Here is a 19,509-nt window from a genome sequence, read left to right as displayed (position 1 = left end):
AAGGGGCGGTCCGCCGCGTACCGTGCGCCGCGACCGCCGCTATAAAACAGGTTCTGAATAATTTTCGCTTTAATGCATAATCAGTTAGGCTAGGTGCATGTCTTTATCTGTTGCGGTAGCTGGCGCCACCGGTTACGCGGGTGGGGAGATTCTCCGGTTGCTGTTGGGCCACCCGCGGTACCTTTCAGGCGAACTCACTATCGGCGCGCTGACTGGAAACTCCAATGCAGGTCAGCCGGTCGCTGAGCTGATGCCGCACTTGCCGCAGTTGGCGGATCGTGTCATCGAGCCGACCACCGTGGAGGTTCTCAGCGGGCACGATGTGGTGTTCCTGGGACTTCCGCATGGTTTTTCCGGTGCAATTGGGGCTGCTTTGCCGGACGACGTTGTGGTACTGGATTGCGCTGCGGATTTCCGACTGGAATCCAAGAGTGATTGGGAGGACTACTACGGGTCGGATCACGCGGGGTCATGGCCGTACGGGATTCCGGAGATACCCGGTCGGCGGGAACAACTGGCGGGGTCCACGCGGATCGCTGTGCCCGGGTGTTTCCCCACTGGTGCCACATTGGCGGCGCTACCGGCGCTGATCGAGAATTTGGTTGAACCTGATTTGAACGTCGTGTCCGTGACGGGGGTATCCGGCGCGGGAAAGAAAGCCTCCGTGGGGATGCTCGGATCGGAGACCATGGGCTCGCTCAAGGCCTACAACACCGCTGGTAAGCACCGCCATATTCCGGAGATGATCCAGAATATTGCCAGCGTAACCGGCACGAGGGTGAATTTGAGTTTCACGCCGATTCTCGCGCCGCTGCCGCGCGGAATTCTCACCACCGTTACCGCTGCGGTGGTCGACGGCGTGACGGAATCGTATGTGCGCGAGGTCTACGAGCGCTTCTGTGCAGACGAGCCATTCCTCCACCTGCTTCCGCTTGGCAGCCAGCCGCAGACTCAGAACGTTGTGGGTTCGAACATGTGCCACATCCAAGTGGAGGTTGATCAACGAGCGGGCAAAGTGCTGATCACGTCCGCCATTGACAACCTGACCAAGGGCACTGGTGGTGCGGCTGTTCAGTGCATGAATATCGCAATGGGTTTTGATGAGACCGAAGGGCTGCCCCAGGCAGCTGTGGCTCCGTAGCAGGGAAAGGTACGTTAATGGCTACAACTGGTGTAACCGCGCCAGAAGGATTTAGCGCTGCGGCTGTCACAGCGGGAATTAAGCCATCGGGCAACCCCGACATGGCGCTCGTTGTTAACAACGGGCCGCGTGATGATGCGGCAGCGGTGTTCACGCGCAACCGCGTTGTCGCGGCGCCGGTGAAGGTAACCCGCGCTGCGGTTGGTGATTCGCGTTTGCGGGCCGTCCTGTTCAACGCTGGTAACGCTAATGCGTGCAACGGAGCGCAGGGCGATGCTGACGCTGTAGAGATGCAGGCGCGCGCGGCGGAGGCGCTGGGGCTCAGTGCCGATTCCGTTGCTGTGTGCTCCACGGGACTGATCGGGGAACTCATGCCCATGGACAAGGTCCGTGCAGGAATCACTGACGTTGCCGGTCAGTTGGGTGATCACGGGTCGGCTGCTGCCCGGGCGATTATGACCACGGATACGGTCCCGAAAGAAGCACACGTCATGGGCAGCGGCTGGTCTGTCGGCGGGATGGCCAAGGGCGTGGGCATGATGGCGCCGTCACTTGCCACGATGCTGGTGTTGATCACTACTGATGCGATCGTCCCGGCGTCGGTACTGGATGCAGCATTGCGCAGTGCCGCCGCAACCACCTTCAATACTCTCGACATTGACGGTGCCACATCCACCAACGACACGGTGATCGTGATGGCGTCCGGCGCGTCCGGCGTGGAGCCTAACGAAGATGAATTTGCCGCCGTCCTCTATGAGGTCTGCTTGGACCTGATGTCCCAACTGCAGGCTGATGCGGAAGGCGTGACTAAGCGCGTGAGCATCAGTGTCGAAGGCACGTCGACTGATGAGCAAGCCCTAAATGCGGCGCGGACGATCGGCCGCGACAGCCTTGTAAAGTGTGCAATGTTCGGTTCTGATCCGAACTGGGGCCGGGTGCTCGCCGCCGTGGGTATGGCGGAGGCAGATATGGACCCTGACAACATTTCGGTCTACTTCAACGGCCAAGCTGTGTGTCTCGCTTCCACCGGTGCGCCGGGTGCGCGTGAGGTGGATCTGTCGGGGATTGACGTAGACGTTCGCGTGGACCTTGGAACCGGTGGGCAGGGACGCGCGACGGTTCGCACCACGGACCTGTCTCACGCCTACGTGGAGATTAACTCGGCGTACTCCACATAAGCCATGAGTTGGCACACGAAACGATTAGAGAACACATGCATTCACACCTGACTAATGAACAACGCGCCCACGTCCTAGCAGAGGCTTTGCCGTGGTTGCAGCATTTCCGCGACAAGATCGTCGTGGTCAAATACGGCGGCAACGCCATGATCGATGAGGACTTGAAGTCCGCATTTGCAGCCGACATGGTGTTCTTACGCACCGTTGGCGCCAAGCCTGTTGTCGTTCACGGCGGCGGCCCGCAGATCTCGGCGATGCTGAAGCGGTTGGGGCTTGACGGGGGAGACTTCGTTGGCGGCTTCCGCAAAACCACCCCGGAGATCCTCGAAGTCGTGCGGATGGTGCTCTTCGGCCAGGTCGGCCGTGATCTGCTTGGCCGGATTAACTCCCACGGCCCGTACGCAGTGGGCACGTCAGGTGAAGACGCTGGTCTATTCACCGCGGAGAAGCGCTACGTGGACGTTGAAGGTGAGCTGCAAGACATTGGCCTAGTGGGCACAATCGTCGATGTTGATCCTTCAGCCGTGATGGACATTATCGACGCGGGGCGGATCCCGGTTGTCTCAAGTATTGCGCCTGGGCTTGATGGAGACGTCTACAACATCAACGCTGATTCCGCAGCGGGCGCCCTGGCCGCAGCGATTGGTGCGGAGCGCCTCGTGGTCCTGACCAACGTCGAGGGGCTCTACACGGACTGGCCGAACAAGGATTCGCTGGTGTCCAAGATTGAGATCGAGGAATTGAATGAGATCTTGCCGGATCTGGATTCAGGCATGATCCCCAAGATGGAAGCCTGCATGACGGCGGTGCGTGGGGGAGTCAAGGCGGCGCACGTTATCGACGGCCGGATTCCACACTCCGTCCTGTTGGAGCTGTTTACCATGGGTGGCATTGGCACGATGGTGCTGCCGGATGATTATGAGCGGGCGCACTACCCGGACGGAACGGTGTTTAGAAAGGATGATCTTCAGTGAGCAATGACGTTTCCGCATCCGGGGCGTCCACCCACGAGGTGCTGTTGCAGACCTATCCTGAGCCGCCGCTGAAGCTGGTGAGCGGACACGGGGCGGCCGTGACTGATGAGCAGGGCAAGGACTACATTGATCTGCTCGCTGGTATCGCGGTGAACTCACTGGGCCATGCCCACCCGGCACTGGTGGATGCTGTTGCGCAGCAGGCAGCAACGCTTGGTCACGTTTCCAACTTGTTTGCTTCCGACCCCTGCCTTGAGGTGGGAGCTGAGCTGATCAAACGTTTCGGTGATGACAGCGCGCGGGTGTACTTCTGCAACTCTGGCGGTGAGGCCAATGAGGCGGCGGTGAAGATCGCGCGCTTGACGGGACGGCCGCGGATTCTCGCCGCGGAGAATGGCTTTCATGGCCGGACAATGGGTGCGCTCTCAATCACCGGTCAGCCGTCCAAACGCGCGCCGTTTGAACCACTCATTCCGGGCGTGCAGTTCTACCGCTACGGCGACATCGATCACCTCACGGAACTTCTTCAGCTCGGTGAGGGCGGCCCGGAATCAGTAGCCGCGATTTTCCTTGAACCGATCCAAGGCGAAACGGGCGTCATCCCAGCCCCCGAGGGTTTTCTGCGGAAGGTCCGCGAGCTGTGCGATGAGCACGGGATCCTCATGATTGTTGATGAGGTGCAGACAGGCGTGGGGCGCACGGGCGCCTTCTTCGCGCACCAGCACCCGGCGATTCTGGGGTCCACGACCGATGAAAACGGGTCGAGCGAATCTTCTCCTATCGTGCCCGACGTGGTCACCATGGCGAAGGGCCTCGGCGGCGGTCTGCCGATCGGTGCGGTCATCGCTCGCGGGGAGGCCGCGAAGCTGTTCACCCCGGGGTCGCACGGAACCACGTTCGGCGGCAATCCCATCGCGTGCGCGGCGGCAACAGCTGTGCTGAGCATTATCGACGATGGATTCTGCCGTACCGTCGCCCGCCGCGGTGAGGAATTATCCGCGACGCTGGAAAAGATTGACGGTGTTGACCATGTACGTGGATCCGGGCTCATGGTAGGTGTCGTGCTGGACCAGCCCGTCGCTAAGAAATGCGTGGAGCTGGGGTACGAACATGGGGTGATCCTCAACGCGCCGTCTGATGAAGTAGTGCGCCTCACGCCGCCGCTGACGATCACTGATGAGGAACTTAAGCGTGGAGTGGAAGGGTTCGCTAGAGCTTTGGCGGACGCGATCCAGGGCACCAGTGCGAAGGAGACTGAATAAATGATCCAGCCGACTACTGGCGTGCGTCACTTTCTAGCGGATGATGACGTCACGCCCGAGGAGCAAGCGGAGATCCTTGCTCTTGCTGCGGAATTGAAGGCAGCGCCGTTTAGCCGCCGCCCGTTGGAGGGGCCGAAGGCTGTCGCGGTGCTCTTTGACAAGACGTCCACGCGCACGCGCTTTTCTTTTTACGTAGGCATTGAGCAGCTCGGCGGCACGGCTATCGTGACCGATTCCGGGAGCTCCCAAATGGGCAAGGGTGAGACCTACCAGGACACGGGCGCGGTGCTCAGCCGCTACGTGGATGCGATCGTGTGGCGCACCTACGCGCACCAGAATTTCCATGACATGGCGGAGACCGCCACCGTGCCGATTGTGAATTCGCTGTCGGATGATCTTCACCCGTGCCAGATCCTCGCGGACCTGCAGACCGTGATTGAAAACCTCTGCCCGGAGGCCGGCGCTCAAGGGCTGCGCGGTAAGAAGGCCGTGTACCTCGGCGACGGGGACAACAACATGGCCAACTCCTACATGATTGGCTTTGCCACCGCGGGCATGGACATCGCGATCGTGGCACCGGATGGCTTCCTTCCGAAGGCGGAGTTTGTTGATCGCGCTCAGGCTCGCGCGAAGCTCACCGGCACAACCGTGACGGTGACGTCGGACCTCAGTGCGGTGGACGGCGCGGACGTAGTCATCACCGACACCTGGGTCTCCATGGGTATGGAAGGTGATGGCTTGGACCGCCGCACGCCGTTCCTCCCGTACCAGGTGAACCAGGCGGTCATGGACAGGGCGAACAAGGATGCAATCTTCCTGCACTGCTTGCCCGCGTACCGTGACAGTGAGGTCACCGCGGACGTCATCGATGGCCCGCAGTCCCGCGTGTTCGATGAGGCTGAAAACCGTCTGCACGCCCAGAAAGCGTTGCTGGTGTGGTTGTTGGAGCGCAACACCAAAGAAGAAATCAATGCACGAAAGCAGGACCGCGAGGTGGCGCCATGACCGCACCGAATTCACGCACCGTCCGCCAAGCGAAGATCCTGACGATTCTTGAGCACACGCGTGTTTCTTCCCAGGTTCAGCTTTCAGAGCTGCTTCTCGACGAAGGGATTGACATTACTCAGGCGACCTTATCGCGTGACCTGGATGAACTAGGGGCAAAGAAGGTTCGCCCCACCGGCGGCGGGCGCTCGTATTACGCCGTGGGCGCGGAAGCACAATCCTTCCAGGCATCCCCGAAGGGACCCCGCGACAAACTTCGTCGTATGCTCTCCGAGTTGGTCGTCAGCGTCGATTACACCGGAAACATGGCGGTACTGCGCACCCCGCCTGGCGCCGCGCAATACCTCGCCAGCTACATTGACCGCGTGGGTCTTGATGAAGTCGTCGGTACCATCGCTGGCGACGACACAATTTTCGTTCTTGCGCGCGAACCAAAAACAGGCAAAGACATAGCAGACCACATTGCGGGGACCCGCGATGAAGAAGCACTCAACACCAAGGAGTAGATTTCCACATCATGACTAATCGCGTTGTTCTCGCATACTCGGGCGGCCTAGACACGTCTGTCGCCATTCCGTACCTCGCCGAAATGACTGAAGGCGAAGTCGTTGCTGTTTCTCTGGACCTCGGCCAGGGCGGCGAAGACATGGAGTCCGTTCGCAAACGCGCGCTGGAGTGTGGCGCTGTCGAGTCCATCGTCGTTGATGCCCGCGATGAATTTGCTAACGAGTACTGCCTGCCCACCATCAAAGCCAACGGCATGTACATGAAGCAGTACCCGCTGGTGTCTGCGATTTCCCGTCCCCTCATTGTCAAGCACCTCGTTGAGGCAGCCAAGGAATTCGGCGGCACGCACGTCGCCCACGGATGCACTGGTAAGGGCAACGACCAGGTTCGTTTTGAAGTTGGCTTTGTCAACCAGGACCCGAACCTGAAGATCATCGCCCCGGCCCGCGACTACGCGTGGACGCGCGACAAGGCTATCGCCTACGCGGAGGGCAAGGACCTGCCGATTGAGCAGTCGAAGTCCTCTCCGTTCTCCATTGACCAGAACGTCTGGGGCCGCGCGGTGGAAACCGGTTTCTTGGAGGACCTGTGGAACCCGCCCACAAAGGACCTGTACGCATACACCGACGAGCCGTCGATTGGTAATGCTCCCGATGAGGTCATCATTTCCTTCGAATCCGGTGTGCCTACCGCAATCGACGGCCGCAAGGTCACCGTGCTCGAAGCCATCGAGGAAATGAACCGCCGCGCTGGTGCCCAGGGCATCGGCCGTTTGGACATGGTGGAAGACCGCCTGGTGGGCATCAAGTCCCGCGAGGTCTACGAGGCCCCGGGCGCTATCGCTTTGATCACCGCCCACGAGGCACTCGAGGACGTCACGATCGAGCGCGAGCTCGCGCGCTACAAGAGGCTTATCGACGCCCGGTGGAGCGAGGAAGTCTACGACGGTCTGTGGTTTGCTCCGCTCAAGCGCTCCCTTGATGCCTTCATCGAGTCCACCCAGGAGCACGTCACCGGTGACATCCGCATGGTTCTCCACGCCGGCACCGCGACCGTCAACGGCCGCCGCTCCGACCACTCGCTGTACGACTTCAACCTGGCAACGTACGACACCGGCGACACCTTCGACCAGTCCCACGCCAAGGGCTTTGTCAAACTCCACGGCCTGTCCAGCGAGATTGCAAACAAGCGCGATCGCGAAGCGGGCGTGACGCTGGACTAAAGCCAACGTGAAGCTGGCCTAAAGCCAACTTCACGAAGTGAGGTCGACGGAAAATAACTAGTAGGGAGCAGCATGGATCAGCACGGGACCAATGAAGGCGCATTGTGGGGCGGCCGTTTTTCGGGCGGCCCAGCCGAAGCAATGTTTGCTTTAAGCGTTTCTACCCACTTCGACTGGATTCTTGCGCCATACGACGTACTCGCGTCGAAGGCTCACGCCAAGGTCCTGAACAAGGCTGGTTTGCTTACCGACGATGACTTGGGGCGCATGCTCGATGGTCTTGACCAGTTGGGGCGCGACCTTGCTAGTGATGCATTCGGACCGTTGCCGACGGATGAGGACGTTCACGGGGCGATGGAGCGTGGCTTGATCGACATCGTGGGTCCCGAACTCGGCGGCCGTCTGCGCGCAGGTCGTTCGCGCAACGACCAGGTAGCCGCGATGTTCCGCATGTGGTTGCGCGACGCGCTCCGCAACGTCGCACTGGATGTCTGTGATCTAGTGGATGCGCTGGCTACCCAGGCAGCCGCCCACCCTGACGCGATCATGCCGGGCAAGACGCACTTCCAGGCCGCCCAGCCGATTCTGCTGGCGCACAGTCTGCTGGCTCATGCGCACCCGTTGCTTCGTGACCTGCAGCGGATTGAAGACTTTGACAAGCGGGCTGCCGTATCCCCGTATGGCTCCGGTGCTTTGGCAGGTTCTTCGCTACCACTGGACCCGGAGGCGATTGCGGACGAGCTTGGCTTTGATTCCGCATGCGACAACTCTCTCGACGGCACATCCTCCCGCGACTTCGTATCGGAGGCAGCCTACGTACTGGCGCAGATCGCAGTTGATGTTTCCCGTTTGGCTGAAGAAATCATCGCGTGGTCCACGCCTGAGTTTGGTTACGTGACCCTTGATGACGCGTGGTCGACGGGGTCCTCCATCATGCCGCAGAAGAAGAACCCTGACGTTGCCGAGCTTGCCCGCGGCAAATCCGGCCGCTTGATCGGCAACCTCACAGGCCTGTTGGCAACGTTCAAGGCACAGCCGTTGGCGTACAACCGAGACTTGCAGGAAGACAAGGAGCCGATCATCGATTCGGTTTCGCAGCTGCGCATCGTGCTTCCGGCGATGACCGGTCTGGTGTCAACTCTTGAGTTCCATGAAGACCGGATGCGGGAACTGGCTCCGGCTGGGTTCACCTTGGCCACTGACCTCGCAGAGTGGATGGTGCGCCAAGGCGTGCCGTTCCGTGAGGCCCACGAAGCATCCGGCGCGTGCGTACGTATTGCGGAATCACGCGGCGTTGATCTCATTGATCTGACCGATGAGGAGCTGGCATCAGTGGACTCACGGCTCACACCGGAAGTACGTGACGTGCTCACCGTCGAAGGTGCCGTGGCGTCCCGTGATACGCGCGGTGGTACTGCGCAGGTTCGCGTGAACGAACAACGCGAGCGCGTCGTGGAATCCAATCAGTCTCACAGGGCGTGGGCAGAAAGGCCCGTTCGCCCTTAAACTGGCTGCATGAGCTACCAGGCCCCGCAGAGCAGTACCAACACGAAGAGTGGAAGGAAAGGAAGAGGGCTTTCCATCATCGTCGGCGTCATCTTGTTAGTGGTGGCGCTTTGGGCCGTGTTCGGAAGAAGCATTCTGCCCGGTGATGGCGAAGACATACTTAGTCGCTCAGGTAGCGGCGAGACGGTAGTTAAGGGCGTCATCGGGTCTGAGAAGCGCGATTTCTTTGAAGACCCAGACGTGGTGAAGCGTTTATCCAAACTCGGATACACGGTCGAATTCACCACCGCAGGCTCGCGTGAGATCGCTGATGATGCCGATCTGAAAAACAAAGACTTCGCCTTGCCGTCGTCTGCTCCGGCCGCGCAAAAGATCCGGGATAACCTGTCCGGGAGTTCGGTCAACTACCCGTTCTTCAGCCCCATGGCTGTGGCAACCTTCCAGCCGATCGTTGAGATCCTGCAGCGCGAAGGAGTCGTTGAACAAGCCAATGGCGGTTACATACTCAACGTGGATAAGTACATCGACCTAGCCAGGTCGAATAAACGATGGCGCGACCTTGGGTCCGAATTCCCGTCGCCACGCAAAGTGCAGATTTCCACCACGAACATCAAGAGCTCGAATTCCGCCGCGATGTACTTGTCGATTCTGGCGTGGCAGTTCCAACAGCGTGAGCCTGAAAAAGCAGATGACGTCGCGTGGTTGACCGATCAGATCACCCCGTTCTTCACTGGACAGGGTTACACCGAGTCCTCTTCGGCTGGACCGTTCGCTGATTACTTGAGCCAAGGCATGGGCTCTGCACCGATGGTCATGGTGTATGAGGCCCAGTTCTTCGGGGAGCAGCTGAAAGACAAATCCCGCATCAAGGACGACATGGTGCTCGTTCAGCTCGACCCCACGGTGTTGGCAAAGCACGGTCTTGTTGGAATCTCTGACGAGGGAAAGAACTTTGGCAAGCTGCTGGAAGAAGACGAAGAACTCCAAAAACTCGCCGCACGCCATGGTTTTAGGACGACGAGTGGAAACTACCTGGATGAAGTAATGGAAAAGCGGGGACTATCCGCGCCGCCGAACTTGGTGAATTCCGTTGATCCGCCGAACTTTGACCGCCTAGAAAAGCTCATCGAGGGTGTCATTGCGCGCTACGGCAAGCTGCCCGACGGCCCACTTGAGTAAGCCAAGGATTAAAAAAGAAGGGGAACCGCGACACATGAATGCAGTGAAAGTCATGAGCCTGAATGTCCGGGCGGTGCTGGCGCTCCTCGTAGCCGTCGCACTGGGTGCCGCGTTGGTGAGCTGTTCTAGTGACACGAAGCCAAGTGCTAAGGGAGGGTCGCTCGATATCATCGCAGCCACGGAGCTGCGCGACCTCGAGCCCTTAATGGAGGAAGCGTCGTCAGACCTGGGGTTCGACATCACCATGTCCTTCCCGGGCGGCACGATCGAGAACTCACGCAGGCTCGCGGACGGCGGCATTGAAGGGGTGGATGCGACGTGGTTTGCTACCAACCGCTATGTCGACCTGTTCAGCGCTAGCGATAAATTGTCCAGCAGCACGGAGATTGCTAAATCTCCTGTAGCGTTCGGCGTGTGGTCCGACAAGGCGCGCGAGCTCGGGTGGGATAAGAAGCAGCCGACCTGGGATGAGTTCGCCCAAGCTGCCAAAGACGGCAAGTTCACCTTCGGAATGACTGACCCGGCCACATCAAACTCCGGCTTCTCTGCGTTGGTATCCGTCGCTACAGCGATGGCCGATACCGGTGAGGCATTGTCCCAGCAGGACATCTCGATGCTGGAGGATCGTTTGCCGGATTTGTTCCAGGCGCAAACCATGGTCTCTGGTTCCTCCGGCTGGTTGGTTGAGGCCTTCGTGGACGATCCGGATAAAGCCGATGCGATCATCAATTACGAGTCCGTGCTGTTGGAGATGAACAAAAACGGTGCGACAAATGGCCGCAAGATGACCGTGGTTGTGCCGTCTGATGGTGTGATTAGCGCGGATTACCCGCTGTCAGCCCTAGCTGCGCCGACGAATGATGGTGCGAAGGAAAAGGTTCAAGCCCTGAGTGAATGGTTGCTCGACCACCAGCAAGATATTGCGGACACGTCCCGTCGCCCGGTTAAGGACGTTGACAACTTGCCGGCTGAGCTCAGCTCTCAGACGGTGATTGAGTTGCCGTTCCCGGCAAACCTTGATGTCCTGAACTCCCTGTTGGACGCCTACAACAATGAGTACCGTGCCGCAGGTGCCACGACCTTCATCATGGACACGTCTGGCTCCATGGAAGGGGAGCGCATGGTCTCGCTGAAGCAGATCATGAATTCCCTAATCGACGGGACTGCGAATACGGCGATCGGAAATGTGGGCCTCCGGAACCATGAGAAGGTGACTTTGCAGGCCTTCTCTACGACTCCGCTTCCATCAGTGACAGAGGAGTTTGACCGCAACAGTGCTGAGGTCAAGGGCTCTTTGCACAACTACATCAACGACCTGCGCCCAGATGGAAAGACCGCGATCTATGACACGTTGATGCAGACCATCGAACGCACCGATGCGGACTCCGGGATCCCGTCGATAGTGCTTCTGACTGATGGTGAAGTGACCAACGGTATGGACTACCACGCGTTCGAAAGGGCGTACCGTGACCTGTCCGTGGAAAAGAGGAAGATCCCCGTCTTTGTGATCCTTTACGGCGAAGCTAGTGAGAGCGAAATGAACGCGTTGGCGGAGCTCACGGGTGGTAAAGTATTCGACGCATTGAACGGTGACTTGGCTGAAGCATTCAAGGAGATCCGTGGATACCAGTAACCAGAATTTTTTCTTCTCCAGGAAAAACCTGGTGGGAATGGGGCTATCGGCGGTCACGCTCGTCGGTGCTGCACTAGCCCCGATTACTACTCCGATGGTCTTGCTGGCCGGCGCCGCAGCGTGGGGCGCAGGCGTCTTGCTCACGCCGCCACCGAAGCAGCCCCAGCAGAAAGCTCTCGGCCCAGGTTCTAGTGCCAGCGCGAAACCCCCGCGCAGATACGTTCCTGCCCCAGTGTTGTTGGAAGAAAAACTCACGGCAGTTGCGAAGAACCTGCGCCGCGCGGCGCCACCGCAACCCGTCCTGGACCGCATGTATGAGCTGGACACAACCTTGCGTTTCGTCTTAAGCGAGTGGGATCACATCGATTCCACCCCGGAACACCAGCAGACGGTGTGGAACATCATCGACATCTATCTGCCGGAAGTCGTAAACACCTACATCGACGCCCCGCAGTACCAATCAGCTGAAGCAGTGGCCGTTGTGACCGACTCGCTGCAGACTCTGACGGGTGCGGCGCGGCGGGTGAAAGATGGGATCTTGGACGACAACCTGCGCGCGATGGATTCTCAGGCGCGAATGTTGCGGGAAACGTTTGGGAACCTCCCGGGCCTTGACACGGGTTATCAGCAAGGTGCCACTGACGGCACTGAAAACGGCCGTCACCCCTGACGGGTAGCATGAACGATCATGACGTCGAACTCACCGTCGCTTGATCCACGATTGCTCGAAGTCCTCGCGTGCCCTCAGGATAAGGGGCCCTTGGACTACCACGCGGAGGAGCAACTCCTCGTGAACCCGCGGAAGAACATCGCTTACCGGATAGATGACGGAATTCCAGTGCTGCTTATTGATGAGGCGCAGCCGTACGAGAAGAAGGGTGAATAAGAAACGCGATGAACATCATCGATGAACTTCAGTGGCGTGGGTTGATTAACCAGTCAACCGATATTGATGCACTGGCGGAGGCAACGAAGGCCCCGATCACTCTCTACGCGGGTTTTGATCCGACGGGTCCGTCGTTGCACGCGGGGCACCTCGTGCCGCTTTTGATGTTGCGCCGCTTCCAAGAAGCTGGTCACCGTCCGATCATCGTTGCCGGCGGTGCGACTGGCATGATCGGTGATCCACGCGATGTTGGTGAGCGTTCGATGAACTCCACCGATACGGTTGCTGATTGGGCGGAGCGCATCTCCGGCCAGTTGAGCCGATTCGTGTCCTTCGATGGTGACAACGCAGCGTTGTTGGTCAACAACGCTGACTGGACCAACGACATGTCCGTCATTACGTTCCTGCGCGACATTGGCAAGCACTTCTCTTTGTCGACGATGCTCTCGCGTGACACGGTGAAGCGACGCTTGGAAAACGATGGAATCTCCTACACGGAGTTTTCCTACATGCTTCTTCAAGCGAATGACTTCGTACAGTTGCGCCGCAACTATGACTGCATCCTGCAAATCGGTGGAAGCGACCAGTGGGGCAACCTTGTTGCGGGTGTGGACTTGAACCGCCGTACGGACGGCGCATCCGTTCATGCCCTGACCGTGCCGCTGGTCACGGATTCCGAAGGTAAGAAGTTTGGTAAATCCACCGGTGGCGGGTCGCTGTGGCTCGACCCGGACATGACGAGCCCGTACCGCTGGTACCAGTACTTCGTCAACACCGCCGACGCCGATGTCATCCGCTACCTCCGCTGGTTCACGTTCCTGAACAAGGAGGAACTCGCTGAACTGGAAACCGTGGTCGCGGAAGCGCCGTTCAAGCGAACAGCCCAGAAACGTCTTGCTCAAGAAATGACGGACCTAGTCCACGGGCCAGAGGCAACGAAGGCGGTGGAGCTCGCATCCCAGGCGCTGTTCGGTCGCGCGGAGCTGACCGATTTGGATGAGGCCACGCTCGCGGCATCGGTCAGCGAAACCACGGTTGCTGAAATTGAGCCCGGCGCGCCAAGGACTATCGTCGATCTTCTTGTTGCATCGGGTCTAGCAGACTCGAAGGGTGCTGCCCGTCGTGCCGTGAAAGAGGGCGGAGCGTACGCCAATAACCAGCGCATCGATGCCGAGGACTGGGAGCCGGGTGCCGAGGATCTTCTTCATGGATCCTGGATTGTCCTGCGCCGCGGCAAGAAGAACTTCGCCGGTGTGAAAGTGATTGGTGGTTAATCGTGAGTGAGCACAGCAGGCCTTCCCGCGGCAACTACGGTAAAGGCGGCGGACGCCCCGGCGGCCGTAATGGACATGGCGGACGCAGCGGTGGTGGTCCTCGCCAGGGCGGTAATCGCAGGGATGGAGGGCGCGACGACCGGGTGAGGCATGATCGTTCGAACCCGCGCCGTGAGGGCTACCGTGAAGAGCGGATGTCGCAGAAAGAGAACGAGCCCCATTTGCCGGATGATATCGATCCGAATGATCTTGACCGCTCGGTGTTGCAGGACCTCAAGGTTCTATCGAAGGACAATGCTGACCGTGTGGCCAAGCACATGATTATGGCCGCGACGTTGATGGCGGACGATCCGCAGTTGGCGCTTGAGCACGCCCGGGCGGCGAAGAACCGCGCTGGACGGGTTGGTGTTGTGCGTGAATCCGCGGGTATTGCTGCGTATCAAGCGGGGGAGTGGAAGGAAGCACTGTCTGAATTGCGTGCTGCGCGTCGAATCAGCGGTGGCCCAGGATTGCTTGCGGTAATGGCTGATGCGGAACGCGGGCTGGGTCGTCCAGATAAGGCACTGGAGATCGGGCGTAGTCCGGAGGCGGCGGATCTTGATCCCGAGTCCCAGATTGAGTTGGGCATTGTCCTGGCCGGCGCGCGGTTGGATCTTGGGCAAGCGGATTCGGCCGTGGTGACCTTGCAGCGCCTCAACCCGTCGTTGCGGTCAACGGGACTGGCGCATGCGCGTCTTTCTTATGCCTACGCAGACGCATTGTTGGCAGCAGGACGCAAGGATGAAGCAGCGCAGTGGTTTGCTCATGCCGCTGACATCGACGTTGATGAGACGACGGATGCGCGCGAGCGCCTTGCCGAACTCAACGGCGGCGAGAACTAGACGCGAGGTTCGTGAAGGAGTTTTGACGTGACTGCACCCGATTCTTCCCGCAACTCATCCCCGGCTTCGTCGCGCAGCTCGCTCGTCGCGGAGTATGACGCGCTGCTGCTTGACCTCGATGGCACGGTATGGGCAGGGCACAACCCTATTCCGTATGCGGTAGAGGCCATTAACGCGGCGGCGCTGCCAGCGATGTACGTCACTAACAATGCCTCCAAAGGCCCTGAGGAGGTTGCGGGTGCATTGCGCGGTATTGGATTGGACGTGGCAGCGGAAAACGTGATGACGTCCGCGCAAGCGGCAGTGAAGCTCGCGGAACAGTACCTTCAGCCTGGTGACCCCGTCTACGTAGTGGGTGCGCCGTCGTTTAAAGAACTGGTGGCCGGCGCGGGTTTCCGGGTGGTTGAATCCGCGGATGACAAGCCAATCGTGGTGCTGCACGGCCATCATCCTGATAACGGGTGGCGTACGCTCGCCGAAGCTGTTCTAGCAATCAATGCTGGTGCGCGTTATCTTGCATCGAACCTTGATTCCACGCTTCCGACTGCCCGTGGCATGGCGCTGGGCAACGGGTCTATGGTCGCTGCAGTGACCAACGCTACTGGCGTGGTTCCGCAGGCCGCGGGCAAACCTGGTCCGGCAATGTTTGAGATTGCGCAGCAGACGCTTGGTAGCCAGCGCCCCCTTGTTGTTGGTGATCGGTTGGATACGGACATCGCTGGCGGGGTTGCTGCCGGGATGGATACGCTGCATGTACTCACCGGAGTGTCTGGACCGTGGGCACTGCTTAACGCACCGGTATCCCAGCGGCCCACGTTCATTGCAGAGAACATGACGGCGTTGAGCGAGTCGGCTGCTGATCTTGCACCGCAACCGCAAGGCGGGTTCACCGCGTCAGTAAATCCAGCGTCGTCTGGAACCACGCAGCGCACCGTTGTGTTAGCTGGTGGTGATGGTGATTCCACGCCGATCCAGGCATTGCGGACGGTTCTAGCCGCGGCGTGGGCGGAGGATACGGCTGATGGGAGTGGCGATCCCACCCCGGAGTTCACGGTGGAGGCGCAATCGCCTTCCGCACGCAAGGCGGTTGAATCCTGGTGGTAGATACGGATGGTGGTGCGCTAGCGACACCGGAGCGCATCACTGCGCGATTTGCCGAAGCCTTTGCGGAAGAACCGCATGAGCTGGAGGGCGAATTAGCTCAATGCGCCGCAGCACACGAGGTGTTGCGCGAAGCCCTTAGTGTTGAAGACAGCTGAGCACAACGCACCTTACTGCCCAGGAATGCGAACAGTAGCCGGGAGTTTTCGGATGGAGGAGATGCTATGCCGCCTGCACGTCGGCGCCTTGATGCGGAGTTAGTGCGTAGGAAGATTGCGCGTTCCCGCGAGCAAGCGGTGGAGTGGATCAAAGAGGGACGCGTTGAGGTTGGTGGTTTCGCTGCTACCAAGCCGGCAACGGTGGTGGCGCCGGATGCATCAATCAAGGTGAACCTTGAGGATGCTGATGAATGGGCATCACGTGGCGCACACAAGCTGTTGGGTGCGCTCGACGTCTTCGAGCCACTGGGACTAGACATTACGGGGTGCCGCGCCCTTGATGCGGGTGCATCAACAGGCGGGTTCACTGACGTGCTTCTTGCGCGTGGAGCTTCGGAAGTAGTGGCTGTGGATGTTGGCTATGGCCAGCTCGTGTGGCGTTTGCAGAATGATCCCCGCGTCACCGTGCTTGATCGCACGAACGTCCGGCACCTCACCCCGGAGCTGATCGGAGGGTCCGCGGATCTCATGGTCGGGGACCTCTCCTTCATCTCATTAGAACTCGTGCTTCCGGCCATCGCGTCGTGCATGGCTGAAGGCGCGCAGTTGCTGCCAATGGTCAAGCCGCAGTTTGAGGTTGGCAAAGACCGATTGGGCAGCGGGGGCGTGGTGCGGTCTGCGGAACTGCGCCAGGAAGTGACCGCTTCCGTTGCGCTTTTTGCCAAGTCTTTGGGGCTGAGTACGCGTGCAGTGACAGCGTCGCCGCTTCCCGGTCCGAGCGGCAACGTAGAATACTTTCTGTGGCTCACCAAGGATGGTGGTGCCAGTGCGCCCAGCAACGAAGAACTGGTTGACATGGTGGCGCGTGCAGTAAAGGAAGGACCGCAGAACTGATGGATAGCGTGGATAACCTCAATCGCCGCGTTCTGCTGGTTCCGCATGCCCGCCGTGAGGGCAACATTGCCTCCGCCGCGCGTGCTTCCGAGCTGATGATCAAGGCCGGTATTGAGGTCCGCCTCATGGCGGAGAAAGAATTACCGTTTTTGCACAACTACCCGGTTTTGCAGAGGCTTGAGACAGTGAAGCCGAGTGATACCGCAGCGACTGGGTGTGAGCTCGTGTTGGTGCTGGGCGGTGATGGTACGTTCCTCCGCGCCGCGGATGTGGCCCGCGCCCAGGACGTTCCGGTGCTGGGTATCAACTTGGGGCACATTGGATTTCTGGCGGAGTGGGAAGCCGATAGCTTGGAATCAGCGATTCGGCGCGTGATTGAGCGGTCGTACAGCGTGGCGGCTCGAATGACCATTGATGTCACGGTGCATGACGGATACGGCAGGCTGCTCGGTGAAGGCTGGGCGCTCAACGAGGCAAGCTTGGAAAATCAGGACCGGCGCGGCGTCTTGGACGCGATTTTGGAGGTTGACTTCCGCCCGGTGTCCTCGTTTGGGTGCGATGGCGTGTTGATTTCTACGCCGACCGGATCCACGGCGTACGCCTTCTCCGCGGGAGGGCCGGTGTTGTGGCCGGAGTTGGATGCGATCTTGGTGGTTCCCAACAACGCTCACGCGCTGTTTACTAAGCCGTTGGTGGTATCGCCCAGTTCCACTGTCGCGGTGGAGTCATTGGTGACAACGAGCCCGGCAGACGTCATCCTCGACGGTTTTCGTCATATCCCCATGCCGCCCGGGTCGCGCTTGGAGGTTGTGCGCGGCAGCAAGCCCGTGCGTTTGGTGCGGTTGGATGACTCGCCGTTTACGGACCGGTTAGTGAACAAGCTGCGGCTGCCTGTGTACGGGTGGCGCGGGCCCGGAGCCTAAGCAGCGCGGACAGCTTAAAGACAGATGCTTCTCGATATATCTATCACCAACTTGGGAGTCATTCCGCACGCGCAGGTGGAGTTCTCTCCTGGGCTGACCGTGCTCACTGGTGAGACGGGTGCTGGTAAGACCATGGTGGTCACGGGCTTGCGGTTGTTGTCCGGCGGCAAGGCGGATTCCTCGAAAGTAAGAACTGGTTCTGACCAGGCTGTCGTTGAGGGAGTCTTCGCTGTTGATGAAGACGACACCGCGCTCATGTCGGCGATCGCGGAAACCGGCGCACAAGCGGATGATTCCGGTGACGGTCACCATCGCGAATATGTGGCGGCCAGATCGGTGAAAGCGACGGGGCGTTCCCGCGCGCACCTCGGGGGCAGAACGGTGCCGGCGGGAACTTTGGGGGAGATCACGTCCCGGTTGCTCACCATTCATGGCCAGAACGACCAGCTGCGCTTGCTTGCACCGGCGGAGCAGTTGGGTGCCTTAGATGCGTTCGCCCCGGAGATTGAAGCAATCCGTGACGGCTATGTTTCGGCGTGGTCAACGTGGCGCGAGCTGGCCAAGGATCTGCGCCAGCGCACGGAGCAACGCCGGGAGTTGGAGCAGGAGGTCGATCGTCTTCGCTTTGCGGTGGATGAGATTAACGCCGTGGAACCTGTCGCCGGTGAAGACGAAGAACTCATTGCAACGATTAAGCGGCTCCAAGACGTGGATGCACTGCATGACGCAGCGACTCTAGCGCTGACCGCGCTCGACGGGGATCCCTCCGGTGGCGGCTATGGGGAAGAAGAACCGGCATCAACTTTGATCGGCCACGCTAGTGGCGCGCTGTCGTCGTCAAGCGATGAAGCCCTCAAAGAGCTCGGCGAACGGCTAAGCGAGGTGGCGTCGGAGCTATCGGATATTTCCGGCGAGCTTGGCCGCTACCTCGCTGGGCTGCCCAGTGATCCAGGGGAGCTGGATACGTTGCTGACCCGCCAGCAGGAGTTGAAAACCCTGACGCGTAAGTACGCCCCCGATATCGACGGGGTTCTTGCATGGCGGGACAAGGCCTTGGCGCGACTGGACAAAATCGATACGTCCGCGGAAGCCGTCGAAAAGCTTGCTGCTGCCGTGCGTGATGCGGAGAAGCAGATGGCCGCGCGGGCGAAGAAACTCACTGCGGCGCGGACCCGTGCGGCGAACGATCTGGAAAAAGCCGTGACTGCGGAATTGCGTGGTTTGGCTATGCCGAAGGCCCGCATCGCTGTGGTTGTTGAACCGCGGGAGCCAGGCCCGGATGGGGCGGACGTGGTGGAACTGCGGCTCGCGCCCAATGCGACGGCGGAGCCGCAGCCGCTGGCAACGAGTGCCTCGGGCGGTGAGCTTTCGCGCGTCATGCTGGCTCTTGAGGTGGTGCTTTCCACGCACCGCAGTGGCCACACGATGGTCTTTGATGAGGTCGACGCAGGCGTGGGTGGCCGCGCCGCGGTGGAGATCGGGAAACGGCTCGCACGCCTTGCGCGCCGCAACCAAGTCATCGTGGTCACTCACTTACCGCAGGTAGCGGCGTACGCTGACGCGCACCTTCACGTGTCAAAGAACGTAGGCGACTCCTCGGTCACATCGGGGGTCGTGCAACTGAGCGATGAGGAACGGGTAGAGGAACTGGCCCGCATGCTGGCGGGCATGGAGGATTCGGAGACGGGGCGCGCGCACGCGAAGGAACTGTTGGAAAAGGCGCGCGTTGACGTGCGGGAGACGGAAGCTGCTGAGAATCCGAAGGGTTAAGTGACGGCGCGCCTC

General features: G+C 60.0%; 17 protein-coding genes and 1 pseudogene. All 18 read left to right on the top strand.

Annotation, left to right across the window (positions count from 1 at the left end; genetic code table 11):
* The first annotated feature begins 97 nt into the window (after positions 1 to 97).
* The 18 genes and pseudogenes from argC (at position 98) to recN (ending at position 19,494) form a co-directional block, all read left to right on the top strand.
* Positions 98 to 1,141 carry an N-acetyl-gamma-glutamyl-phosphate reductase gene (gene argC / locus CAQUA_RS06070; RefSeq protein WP_196824064.1) on the top strand — a complete coding sequence of 348 codons (1,044 nt, stop codon included), beginning with the start codon at positions 98 to 100 and terminating at the stop codon, positions 1,139 to 1,141.
* Positions 1,142 to 1,158: 17 nt separating this feature from the next.
* A complete protein-coding gene (gene argJ / locus CAQUA_RS06065) occupies positions 1,159 to 2,319 on the top strand; it encodes a bifunctional glutamate N-acetyltransferase/amino-acid acetyltransferase ArgJ (protein WP_196824065.1) in 1,161 nt (386 codons plus the stop codon).
* A 35-nt stretch (positions 2,320 to 2,354) separates the two neighbouring features.
* A complete protein-coding gene (gene argB, locus CAQUA_RS06060) occupies positions 2,355 to 3,293 on the top strand; it encodes an acetylglutamate kinase (RefSeq protein WP_196824066.1) in 939 nt (312 codons plus the stop codon).
* Complete coding sequence (locus CAQUA_RS06055; protein ID WP_196824067.1) at positions 3,290 to 4,555, top strand: acetylornithine transaminase; 1,266 nt, start codon at positions 3,290 to 3,292, stop codon at positions 4,553 to 4,555. Before argB ends, CAQUA_RS06055 begins: the two co-directional genes overlap by 4 nt.
* Positions 4,556 to 5,560 carry an ornithine carbamoyltransferase gene (gene argF / locus CAQUA_RS06050; RefSeq protein ID WP_196824068.1) on the top strand — a complete coding sequence of 335 codons (1,005 nt, stop codon included), beginning with the start codon at positions 4,556 to 4,558 and terminating at the stop codon, positions 5,558 to 5,560.
* Positions 5,557 to 6,066 carry an arginine repressor gene (locus CAQUA_RS06045; RefSeq protein ID WP_196824069.1) on the top strand — a complete coding sequence of 170 codons (510 nt, stop codon included), beginning with the start codon at positions 5,557 to 5,559 and terminating at the stop codon, positions 6,064 to 6,066. The genes argF and CAQUA_RS06045 overlap by 4 nt, the downstream gene beginning before the upstream one ends.
* 11 nt (positions 6,067 to 6,077) lie before the next feature.
* Positions 6,078 to 7,289, top strand: coding sequence for an argininosuccinate synthase (locus CAQUA_RS06040; RefSeq protein WP_196824070.1), 1,212 nt, complete (start codon positions 6,078 to 6,080; stop codon positions 7,287 to 7,289).
* A 72-nt stretch (positions 7,290 to 7,361) separates the two neighbouring features.
* Positions 7,362 to 8,795, top strand: a complete 1,434-nt coding sequence (argH, locus tag CAQUA_RS06035) for an argininosuccinate lyase (RefSeq protein WP_196824071.1) — start codon at positions 7,362 to 7,364, stop codon at positions 8,793 to 8,795.
* 9 nt (positions 8,796 to 8,804) lie between these two features.
* Positions 8,805 to 9,974 carry a hypothetical protein gene (locus tag CAQUA_RS06030; protein ID WP_231375380.1) on the top strand — a complete coding sequence of 390 codons (1,170 nt, stop codon included), beginning with the start codon at positions 8,805 to 8,807 and terminating at the stop codon, positions 9,972 to 9,974.
* Between the two features lie 34 nt (positions 9,975 to 10,008).
* The gene (locus CAQUA_RS06025) at positions 10,009 to 11,607 is read left to right on the top strand and encodes a vWA domain-containing protein (protein ID WP_231375382.1); all 1,599 of its coding nucleotides are present in this window, start codon (positions 10,009 to 10,011) and stop codon (positions 11,605 to 11,607) included.
* Positions 11,594 to 12,277: a hypothetical protein gene (locus CAQUA_RS06020; protein WP_290177956.1), complete on the top strand. Its 684-nt coding sequence runs from the start codon at positions 11,594 to 11,596 to the stop codon at positions 12,275 to 12,277. Before CAQUA_RS06025 ends, CAQUA_RS06020 begins: the two co-directional genes overlap by 14 nt.
* A gap of 18 nt (positions 12,278 to 12,295) precedes the next feature.
* Positions 12,296 to 12,493, top strand: a complete 198-nt coding sequence (locus CAQUA_RS06015) for a Trm112 family protein (protein ID WP_196824072.1) — start codon at positions 12,296 to 12,298, stop codon at positions 12,491 to 12,493.
* 8 nt (positions 12,494 to 12,501) lie between these two features.
* Positions 12,502 to 13,767, top strand: a complete 1,266-nt coding sequence (tyrS, locus tag CAQUA_RS06010; protein ID WP_196824073.1) for a tyrosine--tRNA ligase — start codon at positions 12,502 to 12,504, stop codon at positions 13,765 to 13,767.
* A pseudogene (locus CAQUA_RS06005) lies at positions 13,701 to 14,648 on the top strand (hypothetical protein); the annotation flags it as partial. The gene tyrS and the pseudogene CAQUA_RS06005, both read left to right, overlap by 67 nt.
* 27 nt (positions 14,649 to 14,675) lie before the next feature.
* On the top strand, positions 14,676 to 15,752 hold the full coding sequence (locus CAQUA_RS06000) for an HAD-IIA family hydrolase (RefSeq protein WP_196824075.1): 1,077 nt from the start codon (positions 14,676 to 14,678) through the stop codon (positions 15,750 to 15,752).
* A gap of 221 nt (positions 15,753 to 15,973) precedes the next feature.
* Positions 15,974 to 16,801 (top strand): TlyA family RNA methyltransferase, encoded by an 828-nt coding sequence (locus tag CAQUA_RS05995; RefSeq protein ID WP_196824076.1) that lies wholly within the window; start codon positions 15,974 to 15,976, stop codon positions 16,799 to 16,801.
* On the top strand, positions 16,801 to 17,724 hold the full coding sequence (locus CAQUA_RS05990; protein WP_196824077.1) for an NAD kinase: 924 nt from the start codon (positions 16,801 to 16,803) through the stop codon (positions 17,722 to 17,724). The genes CAQUA_RS05995 and CAQUA_RS05990 overlap by 1 nt, the downstream gene beginning before the upstream one ends.
* Before the next feature lie 24 nt (positions 17,725 to 17,748).
* Positions 17,749 to 19,494 (top strand): DNA repair protein RecN, encoded by a 1,746-nt coding sequence (recN, locus tag CAQUA_RS05985; protein ID WP_196824078.1) that lies wholly within the window; start codon positions 17,749 to 17,751, stop codon positions 19,492 to 19,494.
* Positions 19,495 to 19,509 lie beyond the last annotated feature (15 nt).

It is taken from the genome of Corynebacterium aquatimens (assembly GCF_030408395.1).
In the GTDB taxonomy this organism is placed as follows: Bacteria; Actinomycetota; Actinomycetes; order Mycobacteriales; family Mycobacteriaceae; genus Corynebacterium; species Corynebacterium aquatimens.
This window is presented reverse-complemented; position numbering and strand designations above follow the sequence as displayed.